At 60.8% G+C, this 22397-nt stretch carries 24 protein-coding genes; 10 read left to right on the top strand and 14 right to left on the bottom strand.

The window, feature by feature from the left end; all coding sequences use genetic code 11:
* The 6 genes from ACJ8IL_RS20925 to ACJ8IL_RS20900 form a co-directional block, all read right to left on the bottom strand.
* Positions 1-408 (bottom strand): ExbD/TolR family protein, encoded by a 408-nt coding sequence (locus ACJ8IL_RS20925; protein ID WP_049207797.1) that lies wholly within the window; start codon positions 406-408, stop codon positions 1-3.
* A 244-nt stretch (positions 409-652) separates the two neighbouring features.
* On the bottom strand, positions 653-976 hold the full coding sequence (locus tag ACJ8IL_RS20920) for a helix-turn-helix domain-containing protein (RefSeq protein ID WP_049207794.1): 324 nt from the start codon (positions 974-976) through the stop codon (positions 653-655).
* Complete coding sequence (locus ACJ8IL_RS20915; RefSeq protein ID WP_033641319.1) at positions 939-1319, bottom strand: type II toxin-antitoxin system RelE/ParE family toxin; 381 nt, start codon at positions 1317-1319, stop codon at positions 939-941. The genes ACJ8IL_RS20920 and ACJ8IL_RS20915 overlap by 38 nt, the downstream gene beginning before the upstream one ends.
* Positions 1320-1573: 254 nt before the next feature.
* Positions 1574-2494 (bottom strand): L,D-transpeptidase family protein, encoded by a 921-nt coding sequence (locus ACJ8IL_RS20910; RefSeq protein WP_025305160.1) that lies wholly within the window; start codon positions 2492-2494, stop codon positions 1574-1576.
* Positions 2495-2726: 232 nt separating this feature from the next.
* Entirely contained in the window at positions 2727-3602 is an 876-nt protein-coding gene (locus ACJ8IL_RS20905; protein ID WP_025305159.1) for a helix-turn-helix domain-containing protein, read from the bottom strand.
* 10 nt (positions 3603-3612) lie between these two features.
* The gene (locus ACJ8IL_RS20900; RefSeq protein WP_060434112.1) at positions 3613-3990 is read right to left on the bottom strand and encodes a hypothetical protein; all 378 of its coding nucleotides are present in this window, start codon (positions 3988-3990) and stop codon (positions 3613-3615) included.
* 121 nt (positions 3991-4111) lie between these two features.
* Here ACJ8IL_RS20900 and ACJ8IL_RS20895 point away from each other — a divergent pair, with 121 nt between their 5' ends.
* Entirely contained in the window at positions 4112-4933 is an 822-nt protein-coding gene (locus ACJ8IL_RS20895; protein ID WP_060448205.1) for an AraC family transcriptional regulator, read from the top strand.
* A 34-nt stretch (positions 4934-4967) separates the two neighbouring features.
* Here ACJ8IL_RS20895 and ACJ8IL_RS20890 read toward each other — a convergent pair whose 3' ends face one another.
* The 7 genes from ACJ8IL_RS20890 to ACJ8IL_RS20860 all read right to left on the bottom strand — a co-directional run bounded on the left by ACJ8IL_RS20890 (position 4968) and on the right by ACJ8IL_RS20860 (position 12200).
* Positions 4968-6104: a porin gene (locus ACJ8IL_RS20890; RefSeq protein WP_025305156.1), complete on the bottom strand. Its 1137-nt coding sequence runs from the start codon at positions 6102-6104 to the stop codon at positions 4968-4970.
* 371 nt (positions 6105-6475) lie between these two features.
* Entirely contained in the window at positions 6476-7246 is a 771-nt protein-coding gene (locus tag ACJ8IL_RS20885) for a 3-hydroxybutyrate dehydrogenase (RefSeq protein WP_147823097.1), read from the bottom strand.
* Positions 7247-7258: 12 nt separating this feature from the next.
* Positions 7259-8650: a GntP family permease gene (locus tag ACJ8IL_RS20880; RefSeq protein ID WP_072626667.1), complete on the bottom strand. Its 1392-nt coding sequence runs from the start codon at positions 8648-8650 to the stop codon at positions 7259-7261.
* Between the two features lie 45 nt (positions 8651-8695).
* Complete coding sequence (locus ACJ8IL_RS20875) at positions 8696-9619, bottom strand: 3-hydroxyacyl-CoA dehydrogenase family protein (protein ID WP_414104717.1); 924 nt, start codon at positions 9617-9619, stop codon at positions 8696-8698.
* Between the two features lie 18 nt (positions 9620-9637).
* Complete coding sequence (locus ACJ8IL_RS20870) at positions 9638-10822, bottom strand: acetyl-CoA C-acetyltransferase (protein WP_442516807.1); 1185 nt, start codon at positions 10820-10822, stop codon at positions 9638-9640.
* Between the two features lie 14 nt (positions 10823-10836).
* Positions 10837-11490 carry a CoA transferase subunit B gene (locus ACJ8IL_RS20865; RefSeq protein ID WP_019453268.1) on the bottom strand — a complete coding sequence of 218 codons (654 nt, stop codon included), beginning with the start codon at positions 11488-11490 and terminating at the stop codon, positions 10837-10839.
* Positions 11491-11501: 11 nt separating this feature from the next.
* The gene (locus tag ACJ8IL_RS20860; protein ID WP_004933280.1) at positions 11502-12200 is read right to left on the bottom strand and encodes a CoA transferase subunit A; all 699 of its coding nucleotides are present in this window, start codon (positions 12198-12200) and stop codon (positions 11502-11504) included.
* 168 nt (positions 12201-12368) lie between these two features.
* Between ACJ8IL_RS20860 and ACJ8IL_RS20855 the strand changes: the two genes are divergently transcribed.
* The 3 genes from ACJ8IL_RS20855 to ACJ8IL_RS20845 all read left to right on the top strand — a co-directional run bounded on the left by ACJ8IL_RS20855 (position 12369) and on the right by ACJ8IL_RS20845 (position 14776).
* The gene (locus ACJ8IL_RS20855; RefSeq protein WP_197781089.1) at positions 12369-13268 is read left to right on the top strand and encodes a LysR family transcriptional regulator; all 900 of its coding nucleotides are present in this window, start codon (positions 12369-12371) and stop codon (positions 13266-13268) included.
* Between the two features lie 108 nt (positions 13269-13376).
* Complete coding sequence (locus ACJ8IL_RS20850; protein WP_442516806.1) at positions 13377-14381, top strand: hypothetical protein; 1005 nt, start codon at positions 13377-13379, stop codon at positions 14379-14381.
* Positions 14381-14776 (top strand): hypothetical protein, encoded by a 396-nt coding sequence (locus tag ACJ8IL_RS20845; protein ID WP_025305147.1) that lies wholly within the window; start codon positions 14381-14383, stop codon positions 14774-14776. Before ACJ8IL_RS20850 ends, ACJ8IL_RS20845 begins: the two co-directional genes overlap by 1 nt.
* Before the next feature lie 424 nt (positions 14777-15200).
* Here the strand turns inward: ACJ8IL_RS20845 and ACJ8IL_RS20840 are convergent, their stop codons facing one another.
* Positions 15201-15500, bottom strand: coding sequence for a hypothetical protein (locus ACJ8IL_RS20840; protein WP_163966142.1), 300 nt, complete (start codon positions 15498-15500; stop codon positions 15201-15203).
* Positions 15501-15736: 236 nt separating this feature from the next.
* Between ACJ8IL_RS20840 and ACJ8IL_RS20835 the strand changes: the two genes are divergently transcribed.
* The 6 genes from ACJ8IL_RS20835 (at position 15737) to ACJ8IL_RS20810 (ending at position 22380) form a co-directional block, all read left to right on the top strand.
* Positions 15737-17107, top strand: a complete 1371-nt coding sequence (locus tag ACJ8IL_RS20835; protein WP_334274024.1) for a glutamine synthetase family protein — start codon at positions 15737-15739, stop codon at positions 17105-17107.
* Between the two features lie 32 nt (positions 17108-17139).
* Complete coding sequence (locus tag ACJ8IL_RS20830) at positions 17140-17550, top strand: GNAT family N-acetyltransferase (protein ID WP_043136244.1); 411 nt, start codon at positions 17140-17142, stop codon at positions 17548-17550.
* 13 nt (positions 17551-17563) lie between these two features.
* Positions 17564-18253 carry a trehalose-6-phosphate synthase gene (locus tag ACJ8IL_RS20825; RefSeq protein WP_049207774.1) on the top strand — a complete coding sequence of 230 codons (690 nt, stop codon included), beginning with the start codon at positions 17564-17566 and terminating at the stop codon, positions 18251-18253.
* A gap of 484 nt (positions 18254-18737) precedes the next feature.
* Positions 18738-20459, top strand: coding sequence for an ABC transporter permease (locus ACJ8IL_RS20820; RefSeq protein WP_238476084.1), 1722 nt, complete (start codon positions 18738-18740; stop codon positions 20457-20459).
* A gap of 15 nt (positions 20460-20474) precedes the next feature.
* Entirely contained in the window at positions 20475-21266 is a 792-nt protein-coding gene (locus ACJ8IL_RS20815) for an ABC transporter ATP-binding protein (RefSeq protein ID WP_193402583.1), read from the top strand.
* Between the two features lie 31 nt (positions 21267-21297).
* Positions 21298-22380 (top strand): porin, encoded by a 1083-nt coding sequence (locus ACJ8IL_RS20810; protein ID WP_442516805.1) that lies wholly within the window; start codon positions 21298-21300, stop codon positions 22378-22380.
* The last annotated feature ends 17 nt before the right edge of the window (positions 22381-22397 follow it).

Here is a 22397-nt window from a genome sequence, read left to right as displayed (position 1 = left end):
TCACAGCTTCCGTGTCGCGATGGAGACGGAGAAGAAACCGCCCTGGCGCAGGTTGTCCATGACCGCCACCAGCCGCTCGACCGCCACACCCTTGTCGCTGTTAACAATAATGGTGGTGGTCTGGTTGGCCTGCTGCTGTTGCTTGAGCGTAGTGACCAACGCGCCGAGCGCGATCGGCTGGCCATCCAGCTGCAGCTGTTCGTCGGCCCCCAGCGTGATGATCGCTTTCTTCTGCGGTTTCAGCTGCTGCGCACTGCCGGCGGACGGCAGCTGCGTTTTCAGCCCGAGCGCCGGAATGACGTTCAGGCTAATCAAGACGAAAAACACCAATAAAAACATCATCACGTCGATCATCGGGATCAGTTCGATGTGCGCTTTGTTCTTTTTCGGTTCGTTCCAGTTACGCATGACACTCCCTCCCAAAAGCGAAGCAGCCAATATAGGAGGGGTATGTTTACCTTTTGTTACGCTTGTGTGATCTTATTTTCACAGCGTGTTTTTTTTGCGAGAATTTTTTCAATGGCAGGCGATAAGGGAGAAGATATAACTTATTAATTAGCGATAGTTTTTATTGGAATAATTGCAATGCGGGCATTTCAGAGAGCCAAGGCCAGAGAGGATAATGTGAGAATAGTGACAGCCCAAACGGTCACTACAACAAGACCTCAAGCCCGTGCTTACGTACGATCGAAAGCAGCTTAAGCGACACGCCGCCGGGCCGTTTCACCCCCGTCTCCCACTTCTGTATGGTCGATACGCTGGTATTCAGATAACGGGCAAAAACCGGTTGGCTTAAACATAGCTGCTCACGCAAGGCTTTGATCTCTTGGGGCTGTAACATCTCGACCGGAGCAAGGCAAGACTCGTCGAAACTGCGTAGGGTTTCCAGAGAAATGGCGCCAGTACGATGCAATCCTTCAGCCGCGCTGTGAATCGCCTCAAAGGCCGGACTCCGAAACGTTTTTTCCTTCTTCATGGCAAATCTCCATCCATTCGTTCTTTACGACCAAGGATTGGAGCATTTCGTCGCTCAACGCGCCAAAATGCACCGCCAACTTGCGAAAAGCTTGCAATTCCGCCCCAGAGATATTGGCCTGGACCTGCTTGGCAAACAAAAAAACATACACCCAATGCCGACCGTTTTTCGCTAATACCAACGCACGGTCCCGATTGTGATTAAGACGTTTTTTAAATACACCACCGCCTAAATCCACAGCCAAACCCCGTTGTACATCGTGTACCGCCCGACATAATGCCTTATCGGTAATGCCGTGCGCCTGAGCCTTCTTGCTAAACCAACGAGTTTTAAATGTACGCATTGCAATGACTTCCCCATGAAACATAGCACTGAGTGAAACACTTTTCCAGAGCATTCCTTCTCGCCAGCATCACCTCAAACGTCGATGATGGCCACCATGGGAAACCCGATTTGCATGATGGCGCGCATCATGACTTCTTTCTGTGCAATGCTGAGGGCATCATTGCGAACGCACACGCAACAACATGTTTTACAAGCATAAAAAAAGACGCCCGCAGGCGTCTTCTTGGCATTTTCACTGAGGCCGGAAGGCTTTCAGTTCACTTTCACCGGCATACCGGAACGGGCCTTGATCGCCGCGTCCACTTCGCTCTGGTTAACACCGGCGTCCATCAGCACTTTGCCGACTGGCGCGGAAATGGTCAGCGGCACCGGATCTTTCGATTGCAGCTGCTCTTCGTTGGCCGACAGCGGGTTGTGCACTTCCACATAGCGCGAGCCGTCCGGTTCGACGGTGGCTTTCATCGGTTCATTGATGAACTGCACGCGGGTGCCGACCGGCACGTTTTCGAACAGGTACTTGATGTCGTCGGCGCGCAGACGCACGCAGCCGTGGCTCACGCGCAGGCCGATGCCGAAGTTGGCGTTGGTGCCGTGGATGGCATACAGGCGGCCAACATACAGCGCATACAGCCCCATCGGGTTGTCCGGGCCGGCCGGGAACACCGCAGGCAGGATTTCGCCGTCAGCCGCGTATTCGGCGCGCATTTTGGCGGTCGGCGTCCAGGTTGGGCCGTCTTTCTTGCGCTGCACGGTGGTGGTCCAGTTCAGCGGGGTGTCTTTACCCAGCTGGCCGATGCCGATCGGCAGCACCACCACGGTGTTGGAACCTTTCGGGTAGTAGTACAGACGCATTTCGGCGCTGTTGATGATGATGCCTTCACGCGGCGCGTCCGGCAGGATCAGCTGCTGCGGGATGGTCAGGGTGCTGCCGGCCTTCGGCAGGAACGGATCCACGCCCGGGTTGGCCTCCAGCATGTTGCTCAGCCCCATCTGATACTGGGCGGCAAAGCTCTCCAGCGGCAGCTTGCTGTCTTCCGGTACGGTGATTTGGATATTCTCGCCCACCAAACGGCTGTCTTTTGGCGGCAACGGGTAAACGACGGCGAAGGCAGCCTGGCTGAAAGCAACCAGTGCCGTAAACAGGGTTAATAACGCGCGAATGCTCATTTTCATCTTCGTGTTGGTCAAGGCCACTGGCGATTAGGGATATCGGTTTCTACGGCCACTTTACCCCGTTGAATTTCAGCCGACAGCCAACGGCGCTGCGGCCTGAAAAGCCAGGGGGGTTTGACCGGATGCGCATTATATGTGCACATCAATCAAAGTGTGAACCATTACCGATGTAATATCGCAATTTTTTGTAACCTGACGCGCCACGAAGGCGATTTTTTGCGAGAACCGCCGCCTAACTGGCGGCGGCCAACGCTTCCACCCGCCGAATGGGGATCAGATATTCACAGCGGATCGCCGCGCCGCCGAGCGGGCAACAGCCCTCCTGCGCCGGGTAGAAACGCTCGATATCCTGCCCCGGCCGGCGGATGGCGTTCATCTGCGGCATGGCAGTGTCATACAATCGGACAATAAAGTTTTGTAACCCTTCCGCCTGCCCCTGATAGGTGAAACGGGCATACTCTCCCTGTTCGATAGTCACCCGCTCCCCCATCGCCCCTTCGTCCGGCAAAGCGGCGGTATACGCCATACGCGGGCAGCCCCGGCGTTGCCTGTCGACCTCCAGGCTGGTGAGGCCGTACACCACCTCCGGCAGCGCCTGCGGCCGCAGCAGTTGCCGCCAGGCATGGCGGCGCAGCTCGCACTTGGAGTCCGCCAACTGCCCCAGCGTGAAGCTGCGGCGCTGGGTGTTGCCCACCAGCTGCATGGCGGGCAGCGTCACGATGTCGGCCTGCGGCAACGGCGCTTCGGTCAGCCGCAGCGGCGGCTGCAGGCCATAGCTCGACCAATCCTGGCTGCGGCGATAGCTGGCCGGCGGCAAACCGAATTGCTTGCGGAAGCAGCGGGTGAAGGTCTGCTGTGAATCGAACTGGTAAGTATCGGCGATGCAGGCCACGCTGGTGCCGGTCAGGCGCAGTTCGCGCGCGGCGGCGGTCAGCCTTCTGCGGCGCGCGTAAGTGCCGAGAATATGGCCGGTATGCTGCTTGAATATCCGCTGCAAATGCCACTTGGAGTAACCGGACTTGGCGGCAATGTCGTCCAGCGTCAGCGGCTGATCCAGGCTCTGTTCGATCCAGGCCAGCAGCTGTTCAATCACCTGTTGCTGGTGCATGGTATTCCCCTTATTTGCTCAGTAATGTCTGCGCCAGCATCCGGCCTGTGGCTTCATCGGTGGCCACCAGTATCGGATAACCCCAGAATTTGGCGCCGTATTCGGCGAATTCTTCCGCCGCCGCGCGTTTGGCGTCGTCCGGCTCCAGCATGATCATGCCTTTCACCCACTGCTTCAGCGCCTCGCGGTTATCGCGTTTCCACAGCGCCACCAGGGTGCGGGCATCGCGATCGTGCTCTTCACCTTCATCGCCGACGCTGCGGTCGGTCATCAAGACAAAGGGTTCGGCGCGCGCCAACAGCGCGCTGAATTCAGCCAGCTCGGCCTGGGTATCGCGCCCGTTTCGGCGCATCCACACCAGCGGAAAAGTGGCGGTATCGAGTGACATAATCAGTTTCCTCGCGAAAGGGTTTTAGGACTGGCGCTTACTTTATCGGCACCGACGCTAGACCACATTGCGCAATCAGGACATAATACTTTTCAATTCCGCCAAATTGAGAATTGTTCTCATGAAAGTACAGATCCCTCGCCGCAATCTCGATATCGATCAGGTGCCGCGCCCGCTGTTCGCCGTACAGAGTTCCACTATCGAACAGGACTGGGAAGTCGAGCCGCACCGTCATCAAAAGGCGCAGCTGATCTATACCGTGCGCGGCATGATCCGCTGCGAAGTGGAAAACGGCCTGTGGCTGGTGCCACCGCAGTGCGCGCTGTGGATGCCGGGCAACGTGTTGCACAACGCCCAGGGCGCCGGCTCGACCGAGGCTTACTGCCTGTTCGTCGATCAACACGTCGTCGCCGGCTTGCCGCAGAGTTGCTGCACGCTGTCGGTCTCGCCGCTGCTGCGCGAGCTGCTGCTGCAGGCCAGCACCTTCGAACCGCTCTACGACGAACAGGGCGCCGAAGGGCGCCTGACGGCGGTACTGCTGGATCAGCTGGTGGCCGCGCCGATCGAGAATCTGCACCTGCCAGTATCAGACGACGCGCGCATCCGGCAGTTGACCGAAGGCATGCTGAGCTGCCCAGCGGACAAATCCACCCTCGGGCAGTGGGCGCAGCGCATCGGCATGAGCGAGCGCTCCCTCAGCCGCACCTTGCAACAGCAGATGGGCATGAGCTTCGGCCACTGGCGGCGCCAGCTGCACGTGATGCTGGCGCTACAGCGCTTGACGCAGGGCGAGAGCGTACAGACGGTGGCGCTGGATCTGGGCTACGAAAGCGCCAGCGGCTTCGTCACCATGTTCAGAAAGGCGGTGGGCAAACCGCCGGCGCGTTATCTGGCGGAGCGCAACGCCTCCGGGCAGCCCCTGGGCGGCGCGATCAGCATGTGAACGGCCGGCGTATGCCGGCCTGGCAAGAGGCGGATCAGAAGTCGTAGAACACCGTAATCCAGGTGGAGTCCGGCTCGTTGTCGCTGCTGTTGGCCAGCGTGCGCTCCACATACACCGACAGACCGTAACCAATGGTGGTGCCCGCGCCAAGGTAAACGTGGTTGGCGTGATACGCCTCGTCACCCTTCAGCCGCAGCGAGTCCGCCGCCACGTAAGGCTGGATCGATTTGAGGAACGGCTTGTCGATATTGAAGGTGTAACCGACAAAGCCTTCCAGCCCGTAGCCGTCACCGGCGAAGAAGTGCGACAGTGTGCGCTGGCGGGTGCTCGGCACATAGTCTTTGTAATAGCTGGCGGTGCCGACGATGTACCAGTTGTTCGGCTGCCAGGTCAACGCGGTGCCGGACAGCTGCTGGTGATAATCCTTTTCGCTGTACAGATTGTCTTTGATCTTCGCATCGGTATAACTGTAGGCCGCGCTGAAGGTGAAGTCTTTCGTCACCTTGTAATCGAAGCCCAACCCACCTCCGCCCTTGCGGCGGTAAATCAGGTTATCCGCAGTGTGCAGATCGTCTTCCGGCAATAAATAGTTGGCGTACAGCGTCACCGGCCCGAAATCATTGGTGTACTTGATGCTGTTTTTCGGTTTATTGCCGCCGTCGTAGTCGCCGGAAATGCCGATGCCGGTGCCGCCCGCATGGCCATCGTTATCCCAGACGTCGCTTTTGATGCCGACCACGGAATAATAGATGCCGTATTGGTGGCCGTAGGTCAGGGTGCCGTAACGATCGTCCTTGAAACCGGCGTACAGCTGGCGCTGATAGTCGCGCTTGCCGTCTTCGTTATAGTGCCCGTCCCAGCTGAGCGCGTGCGCAAGATCCACGCCCCACTCGTAATAGCCGATGATCGAGGTGTCCTGCGTCAGCGCATAGTCGCCGCTGAAGCGAAAACGCGTGCCGCCGTCGTGGCCGTTTTTGTCATAGCCCGGCTCCGGGCCGTTATTGAAGATCCACTCGGGGCGAATGCTGCCGCCCACCTTTAAACTGAGCGGCGCCAGCAACACATTACTCTGCGGGTTTTTATCCAGAATGGTGATCTCGGCCTGTGCGCCGGCGGATAACGCCGACAGCAAGACGCCGCCAATGAATATTGGCGTTGTATTTTTTCTCATTATTACCCCTGCCCGAAAAAATTATTGTTATAAACACGGTGGTCTTAAGCCACGCGGAAATAATTACCCGATGTAAACAGCGCACGCAAGATATAAAAATTCACGTCATAATCTGCCATTATTCCAGGTTGGTTTTATTTTCAGCATAAACGTGTTCATCTGTAACGCGAAGAAAAACAATGTAATAACCGCAGCACGAAATAAACCAATCCGCATCTTTTATCCAAAATAACCCGGCGTGATTATCCGGGAATAAAGATAGCAAATAACAAATAAATATTATTGCCGCAGGTAAACCGTCACGCAGGGGAATTAACTAAAGGCGGGAAATAACGACGGAGCGCGTTGCGCGCTCCGGGAGAGAGAATTCACTACTGCGCCAGCCAGCCGCCGTCCATGTTCCAGGCGGCGCCGCGCACCTGCGCCGCCGCATCACTGCACAGGAACAGCGCCAGCTCGCCGAGCTGCTCAGGCGTGACGAACGCTTGCGAAGGCTGCTTCTCCGCCAACAGCTCATCGCGCGCCTGCTGCGGATCGGTACCGGCGGCGATACGTTTGTCGATCTGCTGCTGCACCAGCGGCGTCAGCACCCAGCCGGGGCAGATGGCGTTGCAGGTGACGGGCGTGCGCGCGGTCTCCAGCGCCAGCGTCTTGGTCAGCCCCACCACGCCGTGCTTGGCCGCCACATAGGCCGACTTGTCTTTCGACGCCACCAGCCCGTGCACCGACGCCACGTTGATGATGCGCCCCCAGTTGCGCTCGCGCATCCCCGGCAGCGCCAATCGGCAGGTGTGGAACACCGCCGACAGGTTGATGGCGAGGATGGCGTTCCATTTCTCCACCGGGAACTGATCCAACGGCGCCACGTGCTGAATGCCGGCGTTGTTCACCAGAATGTCCACGCCGCCGAACTCGCGTTCGGCATAGTGCATCATGTCCGCTATCTGGCCCGCATCGCCGAGATCGGCGCCGTGATATCCCGGCACGGCGCCCAGCTGCGCGACCTGCGCTTGCGCCTGCTCCACGTCACCGAAGCCGTTGAGGATCACGCGTGCGCCGGCGGCGGCCAACACGGATGCTATCCCGAGGCCGATGCCGCTGGTCGAGCCGGTCACCAGCGCGGTTTTGCCTTGTACACTCATGGTATCGCTCCTTTAAACAATGCCGGTCAGGTAGAACACGCCGATCACGAACAGCACCGCGGCGCTCTTGATCAGGGTGATGGCGAAGATGCCGCCATAGGCCTGCCGGTGGCTAAGGCCGGTGATCGCCAGCAGGGTGATCACCGCGCCGTTGTGCGGCAAGGTGTCCATGCCTCCGCTGGCCATCGAGGCCACCCGGTGCAGCACCTCCAGCGGAATGTGTGCCGCATGGGCGGCGGCGATAAAGCTGTCGGACATCGCCGCCAGCGCGATGCTCATGCCGCCGGAGGCCGAACCGGTGATACCGGCCAGCAGGGTGACGCTGATCGCTTCGTTCAGCAGCGGGTTGGGGATTGCCGACAGCGCCTGCGACAGCACCAAAAAGCCCGGCAGCGCGGCGATCACCGCGCCGAAGCCGTATTCGGAGGCGGTGTTCATCGCCGCCAGAATTGCGCCGCCGACCGCCGTCTTGCTGCCTTCCGCCAGCCGGCCGCGAATATTGCGAAAGCCGAACACCACCACCAGCAGAATACCCGACACCAGCGCCGCTTCCACCGCCCAGATGGCGGTGATCTTCGCCACATCGGTGGTGATCGGCTTGGCCAGCCCCGGCAGCGTCAGCTCATGGCTGGCGCCGTACCACTGCGGGATCCAATGGGTGAAGCCAAGGTTGAATACCCCGACCAAAATCAGCGGCAGGATGGCGATCAGCGGGTTCGGCAGGTTGATGTCGTCCGGGGTTTCCGGCTCGTTCAGCAGATCGGTACCGTAACCCTCCCCCTTCAGCTGCGCCTTGCGCCGCTGGCGTTCAAGATACAGCAAACCGACCGCGATGATGAACAGCGAGCCGATCAGCCCCAGCCAGGGCGCAGCCCAGGCATTGGTGCCGAAGAAACTGGTCGGGATGATGTTTTGGATCTGCGGCGTGCCGGGCAAGGCGTCCATGGTGAAGGAGAAGGCGCCGAGCGCTACGGTGGCCGGGATCAGCCGCTTGGGGATGCCGCTCTGGCGGAACAGCTCGGCGGCGAACGGATAGACCGCGAACGCCACCACGAACAGCGACACCCCGCCGTAGGTCAGCAGCGCGCACACCAGCACGATCACCGGAATGGCGTGACGCCGGCCGAGAATGCGGATCGCCGCCGCGACGATCGAACGGGAGAAGCCGGACAGCTCGATCAGCTTGCCGAACACCGCCCCCAGCAGGAACACCGGGAAGTAGAGCTTCACGAAGCCGACCATCTTCTCCATAAACAGCCCGGTGAAGGTCGGCGCCACCGCGCCGGGATCGGTCAACAGCACCGCGCCCAGCGCGGCGATCGGGGCGAACAAAATCACGCTGTAGCCGCGATAGGCGGCCAGCATCAGTAATCCCAGTGCTGCCAGGGCAATCAAAACGCTCATCGGACACCTCGCTATCGTTGTTATTGTCAGGTACGGCGTGCGAAATTACGGTTTCAGCGCAAAGCGCAGCTGATGCGCCCGTCGCCGTTGAATGCGTTCCCTGCGGGCTTCATCCCAAAGATAAAATCCCCGGCCGCTGCGCTGACCGGTATCGCCGCGCTGCAGCCGCTGTTCCACCAGCGCCATCATCTCGTCGCCGGTCGCCAGTTCCGGGAACAGGTGGCGAGCGATGTCCGCCACCGTCGCCAACCCGGTCATGTCGGCGGCCTCCAGCGGGCCGACCATGGCGTAGCGCCGCCCCAGCGAGGCGCGCATCACCTGATCCACCACCTCGGCGCTGGCGATGCCGCTGTGGACGATGTGCAGCGCCTCGCGCAGCACCGCAAACTGCAGCCGGTTGCCGACAAACCCCGGCGCGGCGCGCTCCAGCAGCACCGCCTCCAGCGCCATCCCGCCGAGCAGCGCCTGCACCGCCGCCAGATGGCGCGGATCGGTGGCGCGGCCGGGCACGATCTCCACCAGCGGGATCAGGTGCGGCGGGTGCCAGAAGTGGGCGATCAGCAGGCGCTGCGGATGGGTCATGCGCGCCGCCAACTCGTCCGGCGGCAGGCCGCTGGTGTTGCTGGCAATCACCGCGTCGTCGGCGATCAGCCCTTCCAACTGCTCATACAGCGCGTGCTTCAGCTCGAGCCGTTCCGGGATCGCCTCGATAAGCAGCCGGACGCGCGCCACGTCATTCAGATCGCCGGTCACGCGCAGGCGCGCCAGCGCCGCGTCGCGCTCACCGCGATCAAACTGCCCGACGTCGCTCAGCTCGGCCAGAATGCCGCTCGCTACCGCCGGCGCTTCCGCCAGGCGCTGCGGATCCGGGTCATACAGCAGCACCTCATGGCCGTGGCGGATAAAGTGGGTGGCGATACCCACCCCCATCAGCCCGGCGCCCAGTACCGCATAGTCAGATGACTGCATGGTGCCCTCCTCGGTTGTTTACGGGCGCTCTACCGCCAGCGCCACGCCCTGCCCGCCGCCGATGCACAGCATCGCCAGCCCCTTGTTCACCTCGCGGCGCTGCATTTCGTACAGCAGCGACACCAAAATGCGGCAGCCGGACGCGCCGATCGGATGCCCCAGCGCGATCGCCCCACCATTGACGTTGACCCGCTCTGCCTCCCAGCCCAGTTCTTTGCCCACCGCCAGCGCCTGCGCGGCGAAGGCTTCGTTGGCTTCGATCAGATCGACGTCCTCCAGCCGCCAGCCGGCTTTCTCCAGGCAGCGGCGTGCGGCCGGCGCCGGGCCGATGCCCATGATCGCCGGATCGACGCCCGACGAGGCGTAACCGGCGATGCGCGCCAGCACCGGCAAACGCAGCGCTGCGGCTTTTTCCGCGCTCATCAGCAGCACCACGGCGGCGCCGTCGTTGAGCGACGAGGCGTTGCCGGCGGTCACCGTGCCCTCTTTGCGAAACGCCGGGCGCAGCCGCGCCAGCGCCTCCAGGCTGGTGTCGCGCGGCTGTTCGTCGCGCTCTACCCGCAGCGCTTCGCCCTTCGGCTGCGGCACCGTCACCGGCGTGATCTCCTGCGCGAAACGCCCGGCCTGCTGCGCCGCCTGCGCCTTCTGCTGCGAGCGCAGCGCGAACCTGTCTTGTTCTTCTCTGCTGATGGCGTATTTCTCCGCCAGGTTCTCGGCGGTGATGCCCATGTGGTAGTCGTTGAACGCGTCCCACAGGCCATCGTGGATCACGCTGTCCATCATCTGCGCGTGACCGAGGCGCAGGCCGGCGCGCGCGCCAGTCATCAGGTAAGGCGACCGGCTCATGCTCTCCTGGCCGCCGGCGATCACCGCATCGGCGTCACCGCTGCGGATCGCCTGCACCGCCAGATGCACCGCCTTCAAACCGGAGCCGCACACTTTGTTGATGGTCAGCGCCGGGGTCGTCACGGGCAGCCCGGCGTTCAGCGCGGTCTGGCGCGCCGGATTCTGTCCGCAGCCAGCGGTCAGCACCTGGCCGAGGACCACTTCATCGATCTGCTGCGGCGGCACGCCGCTTTGCGCCAGCAGCCCCTGCACCGCCGCCGTGCCCAGTTCCACCGCCGTCAGCGGCGCCAGCGCGCCGTGAAAACTGCCGACCGGCGTGCGCGTCGCCGCCACGATCACCACTTCACGTTGTTGCACATTCACCTCCCGTTTCAGAAACGCATTTCCGGCACTTGCTCCGGCACGATCAGCCGGCCGGCGGTTTTGGCGACAATCTCCGCCACGCTGACGCCGGGCGCGCGTTCGCGCAGCACGAAGGCGCCGTCTTCTATTTCCAGATAGGCCAGATCGGTCAATACTTTGCGGATGCAGTTGGCCCCGGTCAGCGGCAGCGTGCAGCGCGGCAGCAGCTTGGACTCGCCGCCCTTCGAGGCGTGGGTCATCACCACGATGATGTTCTCCGCCCCCGCCACCAGATCCATCGCGCCGCCCATGCCCTTGACCATCTTGCCGGGGATCATCCACGAGGCGATGTTGCCCTCGACGTCCACTTCAAACGCCCCCAGCACGGTCAGATCGACGTGGCCGCCGCGGATCATGGCGAACGACTGCGCCGAATCGAAGATCGACGCGCCGAGGCGCGCGGTGACCGTCTGCTTGCCGGCGTTGATCATGTCGGCGTCCAGCTGCTGCTCGGTCGGGAACTCGCCCATCCCCAGCAGGCCGTTTTCCGACTGCAGCATCACGTCCATGCCCGCCGGCACGTAGTTGGCCACCAGCGTCGGAATGCCGATGCCCAGGTTGACGTAGTAACCGTCCCTCAGCTCTTGCGCCACGCGCTGCGCCATTTGTTCACGGGTAAGCATGCGAATTCTCCTTATGCCCGCAGGGTGCGTTGTTCGATACGCTTCTCGAAGGTGCCCTGGATCAACCGATCGACATAGATGCCGGGGGTGTGGATCGCCGCCGGATCCAGCTCGCCCGGCGCCACGATCTCTTCCACTTCCACCACCGTGATGCGCCCGGCGGTCGCCATCAGCGGATTGAAGTTCTGCGCGGTGTGGCGGTAGATGACGTTGCCGAAGTGATCGGCCTTCCAGCCTTTCACGATGGCGAAATCGCCGGTGATAGCGGTTTCCATGATGTAGGGGCGGCCGTTGAACTCGCGTACCTCTTTGCCTTCGGCGATCGGCGTGCCGTAACCGGTGGCGGTGAAGAACGCCGGGATACCGGCGCCGCCGGCGCGGATCTTCTCCGCCAGCGTGCCCTGCGGCGTGAGATCCACCTCCAGCTCGCCGCTGAGCGCCTGCTGCTCGAACAGCGCGTTTTCACCGACGTAAGATCCCACCACCTTGCGGATCTGATGGGTTTCCAGCAGCCGCCCGAGGCCGAACCCGTCGACGCCGCAGTTGTTGGAAACCACCGTCAACCCGCGCACGCCGCGCCGGCGGATCTCTTCGATCAGATTCTCCGGGATGCCGCACAGGCCAAAGCCGCCCGCCAGCACCGTCATGTTGTCCGTCAGGCCTGCCAGCGCTTCCTGGTAGCTGCCGACGCGTTTGTCGAGCCCTGCCATATCGTTGCCCCTGCATGTTGCGGCGCAGGGCGAAATGCCCTGGCTTACGTGAGGGCATCTTCAGGTCACAAAAATGATTTGTTAATTTTGTTTTTATGCCGCATTCATTTAGAATTTTTATCAATCACTCGTTAACCGACAATTAACAAAGAGTTAACGCCAACCAAAATGAAAATGAGCATCAAACAGTTACGTGCGTTTTTAGCGGTAGCTCACACTCTGAATTTCGCCCAGGCCAGCGAGCGGCTGAATATTTCTCAGCCGGCGCTCAGCCTGGCGATCCGTGGGCTGGAAGACGCGCTGGGCGGGCCGCTGCTGCTGCGCACCACCCGCCGGGTGACGCTGACGCCGGAGGGGGAAACCTTCTTCCCGATGGCGCGCCAGCTGCTGGCGGATTGGGACAACGCGGAAGAGGCGATGCGTCAGCGCTTCACCCTGCAGATGGGCAAGGTGGCGATCGCCGCCATGCCGTCGTTCGCCGGCAACCCGCTGCCGCCGATCCTCAAGGCGTTTCGCGATCGCTATGCCGGCATCAACGTGGCGGTGCATGACGTCATCAACGAACAGGTGTTTGAAATGATCCGCGAAGGGCGGGTAGAGATGGGCATCGCCTTCGAGCCGGAGCCGAGCGACACCCTGCACTTCACCCCGCTGTGCCGCGATCGCTTTCTGGCGGTGGTGCCGAAGGATTCGGCGCTGGCGCGCAAGGCGCAGGTGAGCTGGAAGGAGCTGCTGACGCTGGATTTCATCACCCTGCAGCGGCCATCGGCGGTGCGGCTGATGCTGGAGCAGGAGCTGGCCCGCAGCGGTCGAACGCTGGAGGTGGCGTTTGAGAGCCACCAGCTGGTGACGGTCGGGCGCATGGTGGCCAACGGCCTCGGCGCCAGCGCGGTGCCTGCGCTGTGCGAGCGACAGATGGATGAGCTGGGGGCGGTCTGCGTGCCGCTGATCGGCCCGATCATCGAACGGCGCGTGGGCCTGATCCGCCTGGCACAGCACCAACTCTCTTCCGCTGCGCAGGCGCTGGCGACGGTGATCGAACGGGAAATGGCGGGGAGTGGCGGGTAAGGCGGCACCAGCATTTTCAGATGATTCTCCGATCGAGAGCGTGAGCCAGAACCTGTTACCACCCTGTAGAAAATGTTAAGTTTCCTAAAAATAAGGAGGCTTTTCGACATGGAACAGAAATCCAGCAGCATCGCACCGGGCTATTGCATCGCCCAACAAACCGGCCCGCTCGCCTTCCACGCCAACTATCTGTTCGGTGGCAAGCCATCGGAAGCGGCACGCTTTTTTATGCAGCTCAATGCCGATACGCCGCTGGTTCAACCGGGGCAAATGCTGATCGTCGCCGATCCGCGCAATCATAACCAATCTACGCAGATCGCCGCCCTGATGCAGGCCAAGAGCCGCACCAGCAAAGCGGTGAAAGCCGGTGACAGCGATTTCTCCACCTTCTTGCACCGCAATTACGCCGCTATCGCCGCCTTCACCAGCTATGGGGAAACGGTCGTCGGGCTGGCTTCGGATGCCGGAGAACGCTACTTCAGCCAGATCAAAAATATCCTGGTCGAGATTGAAAAAACCTACCAAAATCAGTTCCGCACGAGTGGCGCGTTGATTGGCACCCAGTTTCAGGTGGAACGAGCGCGGCTGTTCGGTACATTAAAACCGTTACTGAATCGCCTTACTCGTGCTCAACTCAATATGAAAGAGTATGCGCAAATCAAACACGCGCTAGGGCTCTCCAGTAAATCGCTGGTGCATGAATGGAGCACCGCCGGCGTCGGCGCCATCAAGGGTTATTCGAACTACGTCGACAGCGCCAGCCGGGCGGCCAAGTTTATGAAAGCCGGCGGCTGGATCGGCATCGGATTGAGTGGGCTGAATACCACCAACGACGTCTACAACGCCTGCACCACCGGCCGCGAACAAGAGTGCGCCAAGATCGCGGTGAAGGGATACAGTCATTTTGCGGCAAGTACTTCGGCGGGGATTTGGGTAGGGAATGCAGGTGCAGGTCTTGCGATTGCAGCCTGTTCAATTGTGTTAGGTGCAGCAACAGCAGGAACAGGTGCGATCGTTTGTGGTATCGCTGGAGCCGCTATAGGCGGCGCAGCAGGATCCACACTGGGTGGCATGGGTTCCGATTATTTGACGACGTTAGTGGTAGGTGAATGATGAAATTTATCGTCATATCGTGTTTGATATTGCTGGTTTTAAGCGCCTTCATCCAGTTCATTGGTTACCGTCGCCATAAAAAAGAGTTTGATGCTTTCTATCAACGTTACGCTGGCAGCGGACATTTTATTCCGCCCTACGTCGCCTTTGCCGATAGCCTCGGCATGCTTGGAACCTCATTGAAAGCACAGTGGTTTCTTTGGATTCTGAAAAGGAAAAAAATAAAAATAAGGGATCAAGTTTGGCTCGATGCGAAAACCTACGATTTCGTGCAAAAAACCGCCTCTCCTGAGCTACAGAAGTGGCTGGCGATGGACTTTATACTTTTGCTCGTAGAAGCCATTATTACCACCGTGGGCTGTATTTTTATTTATCTCATCAAAATCAGCGTATAAAAATGATCAATTATATTGAGTCTTACATAAAAGAGATAAAACTCTTAGTGGTATTACTATTCTTTCTTTTCCTTCTTATCGCTATTATCCAATTTATTTACTATCGACTTCATAAAAAAGAGTTTGATCTCTTTTATCAACACTATGTGGTGAGTAAACACCCTGTTCCACTTTTTGTCGTGATAGCGGACAACCTTAACTTCATCGGTGTTTCACTAAAAGCCCAGTGGTTTCGTTGGATTTTGAACAACCGGAAATTAAAACTGACTCGCAACGTTTGGCTAAGTCCCAAAACCTACGATTTCGTTCGAGCAGCTTCATCACCAAGGTTAAAAAATTGGATCCGTAATGATTTCAGATTATTAATGTTACAAGGAGCACTCTTAATCATCATGTGTCTCCTGAACTATCTCCTGAAGTCGGTCTAATCCCCCTCCACCGCCTGCACCGCCGCCTTCTGCGTGGCGCGCTGATATAAGCACAGCTCCCTGCCCGGCTGGTTTTTCATAAACGGCTGCGGGTAGCGCCCACCGATAAACAGCGCCGAATAGCCGACGTCATCACCGTAGTGAACGATCGCCCCTTCCACCCTGGCGTTTTTTAGCCCGCTGGCTTTCAGGCAGGCGGCGCGCATCGCCCGCTCGCTCTCGGCCCACGCCTGTGGGGAAGACGCGGTGGCGTGGAACGCGGCCAGCGCGGCGATAAGCAGCCCTATTCTCTTCATCGTTACCTCTCCTTCTACGGCCCATCTCGCCAGTATAGACCGTACCGACCCGGCCAACCCGCCGCGCTCTTTACGGCATTTTTATTCCGCGCCCCGTTAACGTTACGGCGTTTTTACAGACAGTTTTTGCCGCCGCAGATACCCTTTTCACATCGCCGCTATGGCCTCACAAGAGAGTTGTCTCATGCGTTTATCCCTGCCTCTGGCCGTGACCGGTCTTCGTTCTGGAGCGCGCCATGCATGCTAATATCATCGGCTTCAATCCTCTGCTGGCGGAGCTGCCCGCATCGCCGACGCGCACCTTCCGCAAAGAGCTGGAACACTACCTGCAGCGCTATCCGGATACCGAACAGTTGGATATTTATCTGCACGATCTGAACGGCCAGCTGCGCGGCAAGCGCCTGCCGATCGCCGAAGCCTTTGGGCTGGAAAAAGGCTGCTACTTCCCGCTGTCGATCTACGCCCTGGATCTGCACGGCCGGGTGATTGAAGAAAGCGGGCTGGGGCAACGGGCGGGCGAGCCGGATCGGCTGTGCCTGCCGGTGCCCGGCACGCTGCGCCCCTGCGCGCGCGATCCCGAACGCCACGCCCAGCTGCTGCTGACGATGCAAAACGCCGACGGCGGCGCCTGCGAGCTGGAGCCGCGCGTGGTGCTGCAACGGGTGCTGAAGCGCCTGCACGAGCGCAACTGCTTCCCGGTGGTGGCGGCCGAACTGGAGTTCTACCTGCAGGATCCGCAGCATCCCGCCGAGGCGGAAACCTGCCCAACGCAGAGCTTCGCGGTGGATGCGCCCGAGCGCCACCATGCGCTGCTGAGCGACATCGAACGGCACGCGCGGCTGCAAAGCCTGCCGCTGACCGGCGTGGTGGCCGAAGCCGCTTCCGGCCAGTACGAGCTGAACCTGCATCACAGCCGGCGCGTGCTGGAAGCCTGCGACCAGATCATGGCGCTGAAACGCCTGACGCGGCAGATTGCCGAGCAGCATCACCAGCACGCCTGCTTTATGGCCAAGCCCTGCGCCCACGCTGCCGGCAGCGGGCTACATTTCCATATCAGCTTGCAGGACGAGCACGGCGAGAACCTGCTGACCGGCGCGCCGGGCGAACTGAGCGATAACATGCAGCAGGCGATGGCGGGCATGCTGGCGCTGATGCCGGCATCGATGGCGATCCTGGCGCCCAACATCAACGCGTTTCGCCGCTTCCGCCCCGGCATGCACGTGCCGCTGCGCGCCTCCTGGGGCCACAACAACCGCACGGTGGCGCTGCGCCTGCCCTGCGCCGACAGCGCCAACCAGCGTATCGAATACCGCCTGGCCGGCGCCGACGCCAACCCTTATCTGGCGCTGGCGGTGATGCTCGGCGGCCTGTTGCACGGGCTGGAACACCCGCTACCGCTGCCGCCCGCCGCCAACGGCTGCGAGAGCGATAACGCCGCGCCCTTGCCGCTCGGCCAGCAGGAGGCGCTGGCGCTGTTCCGCCACAGCGATCCGCTGCGTGAGCTGCTCGGCCCGGCGTTCTGTACCCTGTGGCACACCTGCAAAAGCGCCGAGCTGCGCCGCTTCGAGGAACAGGTCACCGCCGCCGAACTCGGCTGGATGCTGTAACCGACCTCCGATTCGTTAACCTAAGGATAATCATGAACATGCAACCGCAACGGGCGTCCGTGCAGCCGCTGCTCTGCTGGCGCAAAGGCGTTTTTCATATCAGCACCGATCGGCAGTTGTTGGATATCGACGCGATCCAGCGTTTCCTCAGCCTGCAGGATCGGGCGGCGGCGGAGCGCCTGGTACACCACGGCCTGTGCTTCGGGCTATACCGCAAGCGCCACCTGCTCGGTTTCGCCCGCATGGTGACCGACTACGCCACCTTCGCCTCGGTGAGCGAACTGTTCGTCAGCGCCGAGTACCGCGGCGTCGGGCTGGGAAGCTGGCTGACGCGCTGCTGCCTGGCGCACCCGGCTTTGCGCGGCCTGCGCGTCACGCTGCCCGCTCTGCAAGCGCCCTGGCGCGCCGATGGTTCGGCGCACGCCCTGCGTGCCCTTCACTGATAAGGAGACCCTCATGTCTCGTTTGGTGCTGATTTCCAACAAGCAGTGCGACGGCAAGGATCTGGCCTGCGCCGGCCAGACGCTGGCGGCCGACGCCGAACCGGGGCTGTGGCTCGGCTGGAACGGCGACGTGCAGAATTTCGCGCAGCGCCCGATCAGTTGCCGCCAACGTGCCGGTTATGATCAGGTGACCTTCCCGTTGTCGATCGAAGAGTTCCGCCGCCACTATCAGGGCTACTACCACGACGGCCTGTGGCCGGTGTTCCACAACCAGCCGGAGAAAGCGCACTTCACGCCGGAAAACTACCGCGCCTACCGGCAGCTGAACCGCCGGTTTGCCGATATCGCCTGCGAGCACCTGTGTCCGGGCGACATCGTCTGCATCGACGACTACCAGCTGCTGCCCTGCGCGCAGGCGCTGAAGGAACAGGGGCTGCTGAACGCCTGCGCGTTCTTCTTCCACCTGCCGTTTCCGTCGGCGGCGCTGCTGCGGCGCATCCCGGAACATCGCCAGTTGATCGCGTCGCTGCTGTTCTACGATTTGATCGGTTTTACCACCACCGACGATCGCAACGCCTTTCTCAGCTGCCTGGCGGGCGAATTCCCGCTGGAGATGCTGCCCGACGATCAGATCCAGGCCAACGGGCATCTGTTCGCCACCGGCATTTTCCCCGCCGGCATCAACGGCAGGCAGGTTTATTAATTTACGGCGGTGCGCCCCCTTCGGGCGCGCCGCTTTATTTCGCCGTGATTTATTTTCACCGTATTTACCGCCATCAAAATAGGTTATTTCATTTTCTGAATATAGCGATTAAAAAATAAATATTCATCCTGTTACATATCAACCGTAAAAACCCTACGCCGCCAATTGCTTTTTATCAGCAAAACACATTACCCTCTCCGTGCCATATTTAAACCGAGGAGGGCCCTATGGGCGATGAAAGTTTTAGTTTTATGCTAATGCTATTGGGCACCTTTCAGTAATGCCATCCACGTTGCATTCTGAAAGATACGGAATGCGGCAACCGCTCTCCTTCTGACGGCCTTTCCCGCTCTGCCTGCCCGCCCATCGCCCCGCTGCGAAAACAACGTCTGTCTCAACCGCTACAGCGGTATTTATCTGGTGTCGCCGGGCCTATTACCCGAGCGGCGACGGATTTCTTATGGGAAAAATAAGGTATTGCGTTATGCAAAATAACCGGGGTACATCTATTTTCAGAAAGTCTTATTTAAATGACTTTATCGTTATCGCCATCGGCGTTTTCTTCATTGCCTTTTTTATTCGCGCGTGGGGCGACATGCACGGCGACTTCAATGAACAAAACGTCTCTGCCATTAGTCTCGATGCCTGGAACCTGCTTTATTATTCGCTCAGAACCAGCATGCGTTTTCTCCTCGGCATGGCCTGGTCGCTGCTGTTTTCTGTGGTGTTCGCCGTGCTGGCCGCGCGCTATGCGCCGCTGCGCCGGGTGATCCTGCCCTTCGTCAACTTTATGGAGTCGGTGCCGCTGGTGGGGTTCCTGACCTTCACGACCGTGTACTTTCTCAACCTCTACCCGCACAGCGTGATGGGGCTGGAGTGCACCGCCATCTTCGCGGTGTTTACCGGCCAGGCCTGGAACATGATGCTGACGCTGTATCAGACGCTGCGCATCGTGCCCAAGGAGCTGGATGAAGCCGCCCGCAGCTTCAATTACAACCCGTGGCAACGCTTCTGGCGGCTGGAATTCATCTATTCGGTGCCGGGCCTGCTGTGGAACGCCATGGTGTCGCAATCCGCCGCCTGGTTCGCCCTGGTGGCCTCCGAAGCCATTCCGGTCGGCGATCGCTCGGTCGAACTGCCCGGCGTCGGCTCCTATATCGCCGAAGCGCTGGCGCAGCAGAACGTGCCGGCGATCCTGTATGCGATCGTCGCGCTGGCCGCCAACATCGTGCTGCTCGATCAGCTGGTTTTCCGCCCGCTGGTGCGTTACACCGCCCGCTTCAAATACGAAGACGTCACCGCCAATCGCCCGCTCGGCAATCCGTGGTTTTACAACAGCCTGGCCTTCTCGCACGTCGGCGCGGCGCTCGGCCGCACGCTGCGCGCGCTGGCTGACCTGTGGCTGTTCAAGCTGCCGCGGCTGTGGTACGCCCTCGGCCTGCACCGCCTGTTCAGGCTCGCCGCCAAGGGGAACTGGCTGTGGCGCAGCCTGTGGTATCTCGGCGTGGTGCTGGCCTGCGTCTGGTTCGGTTACCGGCTGTGGGAATACTTCCCCAAACAGTACTTCGCCATGCTGCCGGAGTGGATGCTGCTTACCACCGCGCGCGTGGCTGCGGCCATGCTGCTCAGCGTGGCGATCTTCACGCCGCTGGGGGTGTGGATCGGCCTGAATCCACGGCTGGTGAAGATCTTCCAGCCGATCATCCAGATCCTGGCGGCCATTCCGCCCAACATTTTCTACCCGCTGATCGCCGCCTTTATCGCCATTTATCATCAGGATCTCGGCTGGTGGGCCATCCCGATGATCATGCTGGGCACCCAGTGGTACGTGTTGTTCAACGTGATCGCCGGCGTTTCCGCCATTCCGACGCAGATCACCGAGGTCAGCGAAACCTTCGGGCTGCGCCGTTTCCGCTGGTGGCGCTACTACATGCTGCCGGCAATTTTCCCCTACATCGTGACCGGCATCATCTCCGCCGCCGGCGGCGCCTGGAACAGCGCCATCGCCGCCGAAGTGATCCAGTGGGGCAGCACCACCCTCAGCGCCACCGGGCTGGGTGCGTTCATTTCCGTCGTCACCGACGCCGGTAAGAACCCGGAGTCTGCGCTGGGCTGCGCCGCCATGTGTGCGCTGGTGGCGCTGTGCATCATCTTCGTCTGGCAACCGCTGTATCGCATCGCGGAAACCAAATTCAAATATGACTGATCAAGGGGGAACAACATGCTGACTCAAGAGGTAATTATCAGCGCCCGCCGGCTGAACAAGACGTTTATCGGCGAAAACAAGCGCCCCACCCCCGTGCTGCGCGACGTGTCGCTGACCGTGCACGCCGGCGAGTTCGTCACCATTCTGGGGCAATCCGGTTCGGGTAAGTCCACGCTGCTGCGCATGCTGGCCGGGCTGATCCCGCCGGACAGCGGCACGCTCACCCTGGCGGGCAAACCGATCAATGGCCCGAGCGCCAACGCCGGCATGGTGTTTCAGTCCTACGCGCTCTATCCCTGGCTAACGGTGTACGACAACATCGCCTTCGGGCTGCTGGCGCAACGGCTGCCGCCGCAGACGATCGCCGAGCGGCTGGGGGCGCTGCTGCGCCTGGTGGGGCTGAGCGGCTATGAGCACGCCTGGCCGCGCGAGCTCTCGGGCGGCATGCGCCAGCGCGTGGGCTTCGCCCGGGCGTTGGCGGTAGAGCCCGATGTCTTGCTGCTGGACGAGCCCTTCTCCGCCCTCGATATCTTTACCGCGCAAAAACTGCGCAGCGATCTGCTGGCGCTGTGGGGAGACAACCGGCTGCGCACGCGCGCCATGGTGATGGTGACCCACGACGTCGAAGAGGCGGTGCTGATGTCCGATCGGGTGCTGATCCTGGACGCGACCAGCAAACGGATCGATGACGAATTCAGCGTCAATATCCCGCGTGCGGCGCGCAACCGGGAAAGCCTGCGGCACCTCACCGATCGGATCCGCAGCTGCCTATACAAAAAAATCGCGCAAGCACAACCGGCCGGATAAGGCCGCATTTTCGTTAACTCAGGGTAGTGAAATGAAACATAAAAGCTTACTGATGGCGCTGGTCATCCTGCTGCCGGCGGCCGCCGCCGGGGCAGAAATCGTCAACAAAGACGGCAATAAACTGGATCTGTACGGCCAACTGAACGGGGTGCATTACTTCAGCAGCGATGCCGACAATAACGGCGATCGCTCCTACACCCGCTTCGGTTTCAAAGGCGAGACGCAGATCGCCGACGGGCTGACAGGGTATGGCCAATGGGAATATCAGGCGGGGCTCGATCAGCCGGAAAGCGCCGGGCCGGGCAATAGCTATACCCGGCTGGGCTTCGCCGGGCTGACGTTCGGCCGCTGGGGCAGCCTGGACTACGGCCGCAACTACGGCCTGCTGTATGACGTGGCCGGCTGGACGGACGTGCTGCCTGAATTCGGCAACGACAGCTACGAAGCGGCCGACAACTTTATGACCGGCCGCGCCAACGGCCTGCTGACCTACCACAACCGCAGCCTGGGCGGCCTGGTCGACGGCCTGGATCTCGGCCTGCAATATCAGGGGAAGAATCGGGGGGACGACGCTCTGCGGGCGAAGGATATTCAGACGCAAAACGGCGATGGCTACGCCTTTTCCGCCACCTACGACACCGGCGTGGGGCTCAACGTTGGCGGCGCCTACGCCAACTCTGCGCGCACGCTGGCGCAACAGCGCTTCGGCCTGGCTGACGGCGATCGCGCCCGGGCCTGGACCCTGGGGCTGAAATACGACCAGGACAACCTCTACCTGGCGGCCAGCTACGCGCGCACCGAGAACATGACCTACGTCGACGGCGATCGCTACGCCGGCTTCGCCCCCCGCGCGGACGCCGTCGAGGCGGTCGCGCAGTATCACTTCGATTCCGGCGTCACGCCCTCGGTAGCCTACCTGCAAACGCGCGGCCGTAACCTGCCCGGCATCGGCGACGCCGATCTGGTCAAATACCTGGATCTGGCGCTGAACTACAGCTTCAACGCCAATATGTCGACCTACGTGGAGTACAAGCTCAACCTGCTGCAACGGCAGAACGCCGTCGGCGCCGGCGCCGACGACATTGTCGAAACCGGCATCATGTATCAGTTCTGACCCGATACCGGCCGCAG

The organism is Serratia sp. CY47444, assembly GCF_052168635.1.
Lineage (GTDB): Bacteria > Pseudomonadota > Gammaproteobacteria > Enterobacterales > Enterobacteriaceae > Serratia > Serratia bockelmannii.
The sequence above is the reverse complement of the archived record's forward strand: the minus strand, read 5'-3'. Positions and strand labels throughout refer to the sequence as shown.

Coding starts and splice junctions, on each gene's coding strand:
- ACJ8IL_RS20925 (WP_049207797.1), bottom strand. CDS start 408: ATGCGTAACTGGAACGAACCGAAAAAGAACAAAGCGCACATCGAACTG.
- ACJ8IL_RS20920 (WP_049207794.1), bottom strand. CDS start 976: ATGAAGAAGGAAAAAACGTTTCGGAGTCCGGCCTTTGAGGCGATTCAC.
- ACJ8IL_RS20915 (WP_033641319.1), bottom strand. CDS start 1,319: ATGCGTACATTTAAAACTCGTTGGTTTAGCAAGAAGGCTCAGGCGCAC.
- ACJ8IL_RS20910 (WP_025305160.1), bottom strand. CDS start 2,494: ATGAAAATGAGCATTCGCGCGTTATTAACCCTGTTTACGGCACTGGTT.
- ACJ8IL_RS20905 (WP_025305159.1), bottom strand. CDS start 3,602: ATGCACCAGCAACAGGTGATTGAACAGCTGCTGGCCTGGATCGAACAG.
- ACJ8IL_RS20900 (WP_060434112.1), bottom strand. CDS start 3,990: ATGTCACTCGATACCGCCACTTTTCCGCTGGTGTGGATGCGCCGAAAC.
- ACJ8IL_RS20895 (WP_060448205.1), top strand. CDS start 4,112: ATGAAAGTACAGATCCCTCGCCGCAATCTCGATATCGATCAGGTGCCG.
- ACJ8IL_RS20890 (WP_025305156.1), bottom strand. CDS start 6,104: ATGAGAAAAAATACAACGCCAATATTCATTGGCGGCGTCTTGCTGTCG.
- ACJ8IL_RS20885 (WP_147823097.1), bottom strand. CDS start 7,246: ATGAGTGTACAAGGCAAAACCGCGCTGGTGACCGGCTCGACCAGCGGC.
- ACJ8IL_RS20880 (WP_072626667.1), bottom strand. CDS start 8,650: ATGAGCGTTTTGATTGCCCTGGCAGCACTGGGATTACTGATGCTGGCC.
- ACJ8IL_RS20875 (WP_414104717.1), bottom strand. CDS start 9,619: ATGCAGTCATCTGACTATGCGGTACTGGGCGCCGGGCTGATGGGGGTG.
- ACJ8IL_RS20865 (WP_019453268.1), bottom strand. CDS start 11,490: ATGCTTACCCGTGAACAAATGGCGCAGCGCGTGGCGCAAGAGCTGAGG.
- ACJ8IL_RS20860 (WP_004933280.1), bottom strand. CDS start 12,200: ATGGCAGGGCTCGACAAACGCGTCGGCAGCTACCAGGAAGCGCTGGCA.
- ACJ8IL_RS20855 (WP_197781089.1), top strand. CDS start 12,369: ATGAAAATGAGCATCAAACAGTTACGTGCGTTTTTAGCGGTAGCTCAC.
- ACJ8IL_RS20850 (WP_442516806.1), top strand. CDS start 13,377: ATGGAACAGAAATCCAGCAGCATCGCACCGGGCTATTGCATCGCCCAA.
- ACJ8IL_RS20845 (WP_025305147.1), top strand. CDS start 14,381: ATGAAATTTATCGTCATATCGTGTTTGATATTGCTGGTTTTAAGCGCC.
- ACJ8IL_RS20840 (WP_163966142.1), bottom strand. CDS start 15,500: ATGAAGAGAATAGGGCTGCTTATCGCCGCGCTGGCCGCGTTCCACGCC.
- ACJ8IL_RS20835 (WP_334274024.1), top strand. CDS start 15,737: ATGCATGCTAATATCATCGGCTTCAATCCTCTGCTGGCGGAGCTGCCC.
- ACJ8IL_RS20830 (WP_043136244.1), top strand. CDS start 17,140: ATGAACATGCAACCGCAACGGGCGTCCGTGCAGCCGCTGCTCTGCTGG.
- ACJ8IL_RS20825 (WP_049207774.1), top strand. CDS start 17,564: ATGTCTCGTTTGGTGCTGATTTCCAACAAGCAGTGCGACGGCAAGGAT.
- ACJ8IL_RS20820 (WP_238476084.1), top strand. CDS start 18,738: ATGCAAAATAACCGGGGTACATCTATTTTCAGAAAGTCTTATTTAAAT.
- ACJ8IL_RS20815 (WP_193402583.1), top strand. CDS start 20,475: ATGCTGACTCAAGAGGTAATTATCAGCGCCCGCCGGCTGAACAAGACG.
- ACJ8IL_RS20810 (WP_442516805.1), top strand. CDS start 21,298: ATGAAACATAAAAGCTTACTGATGGCGCTGGTCATCCTGCTGCCGGCG.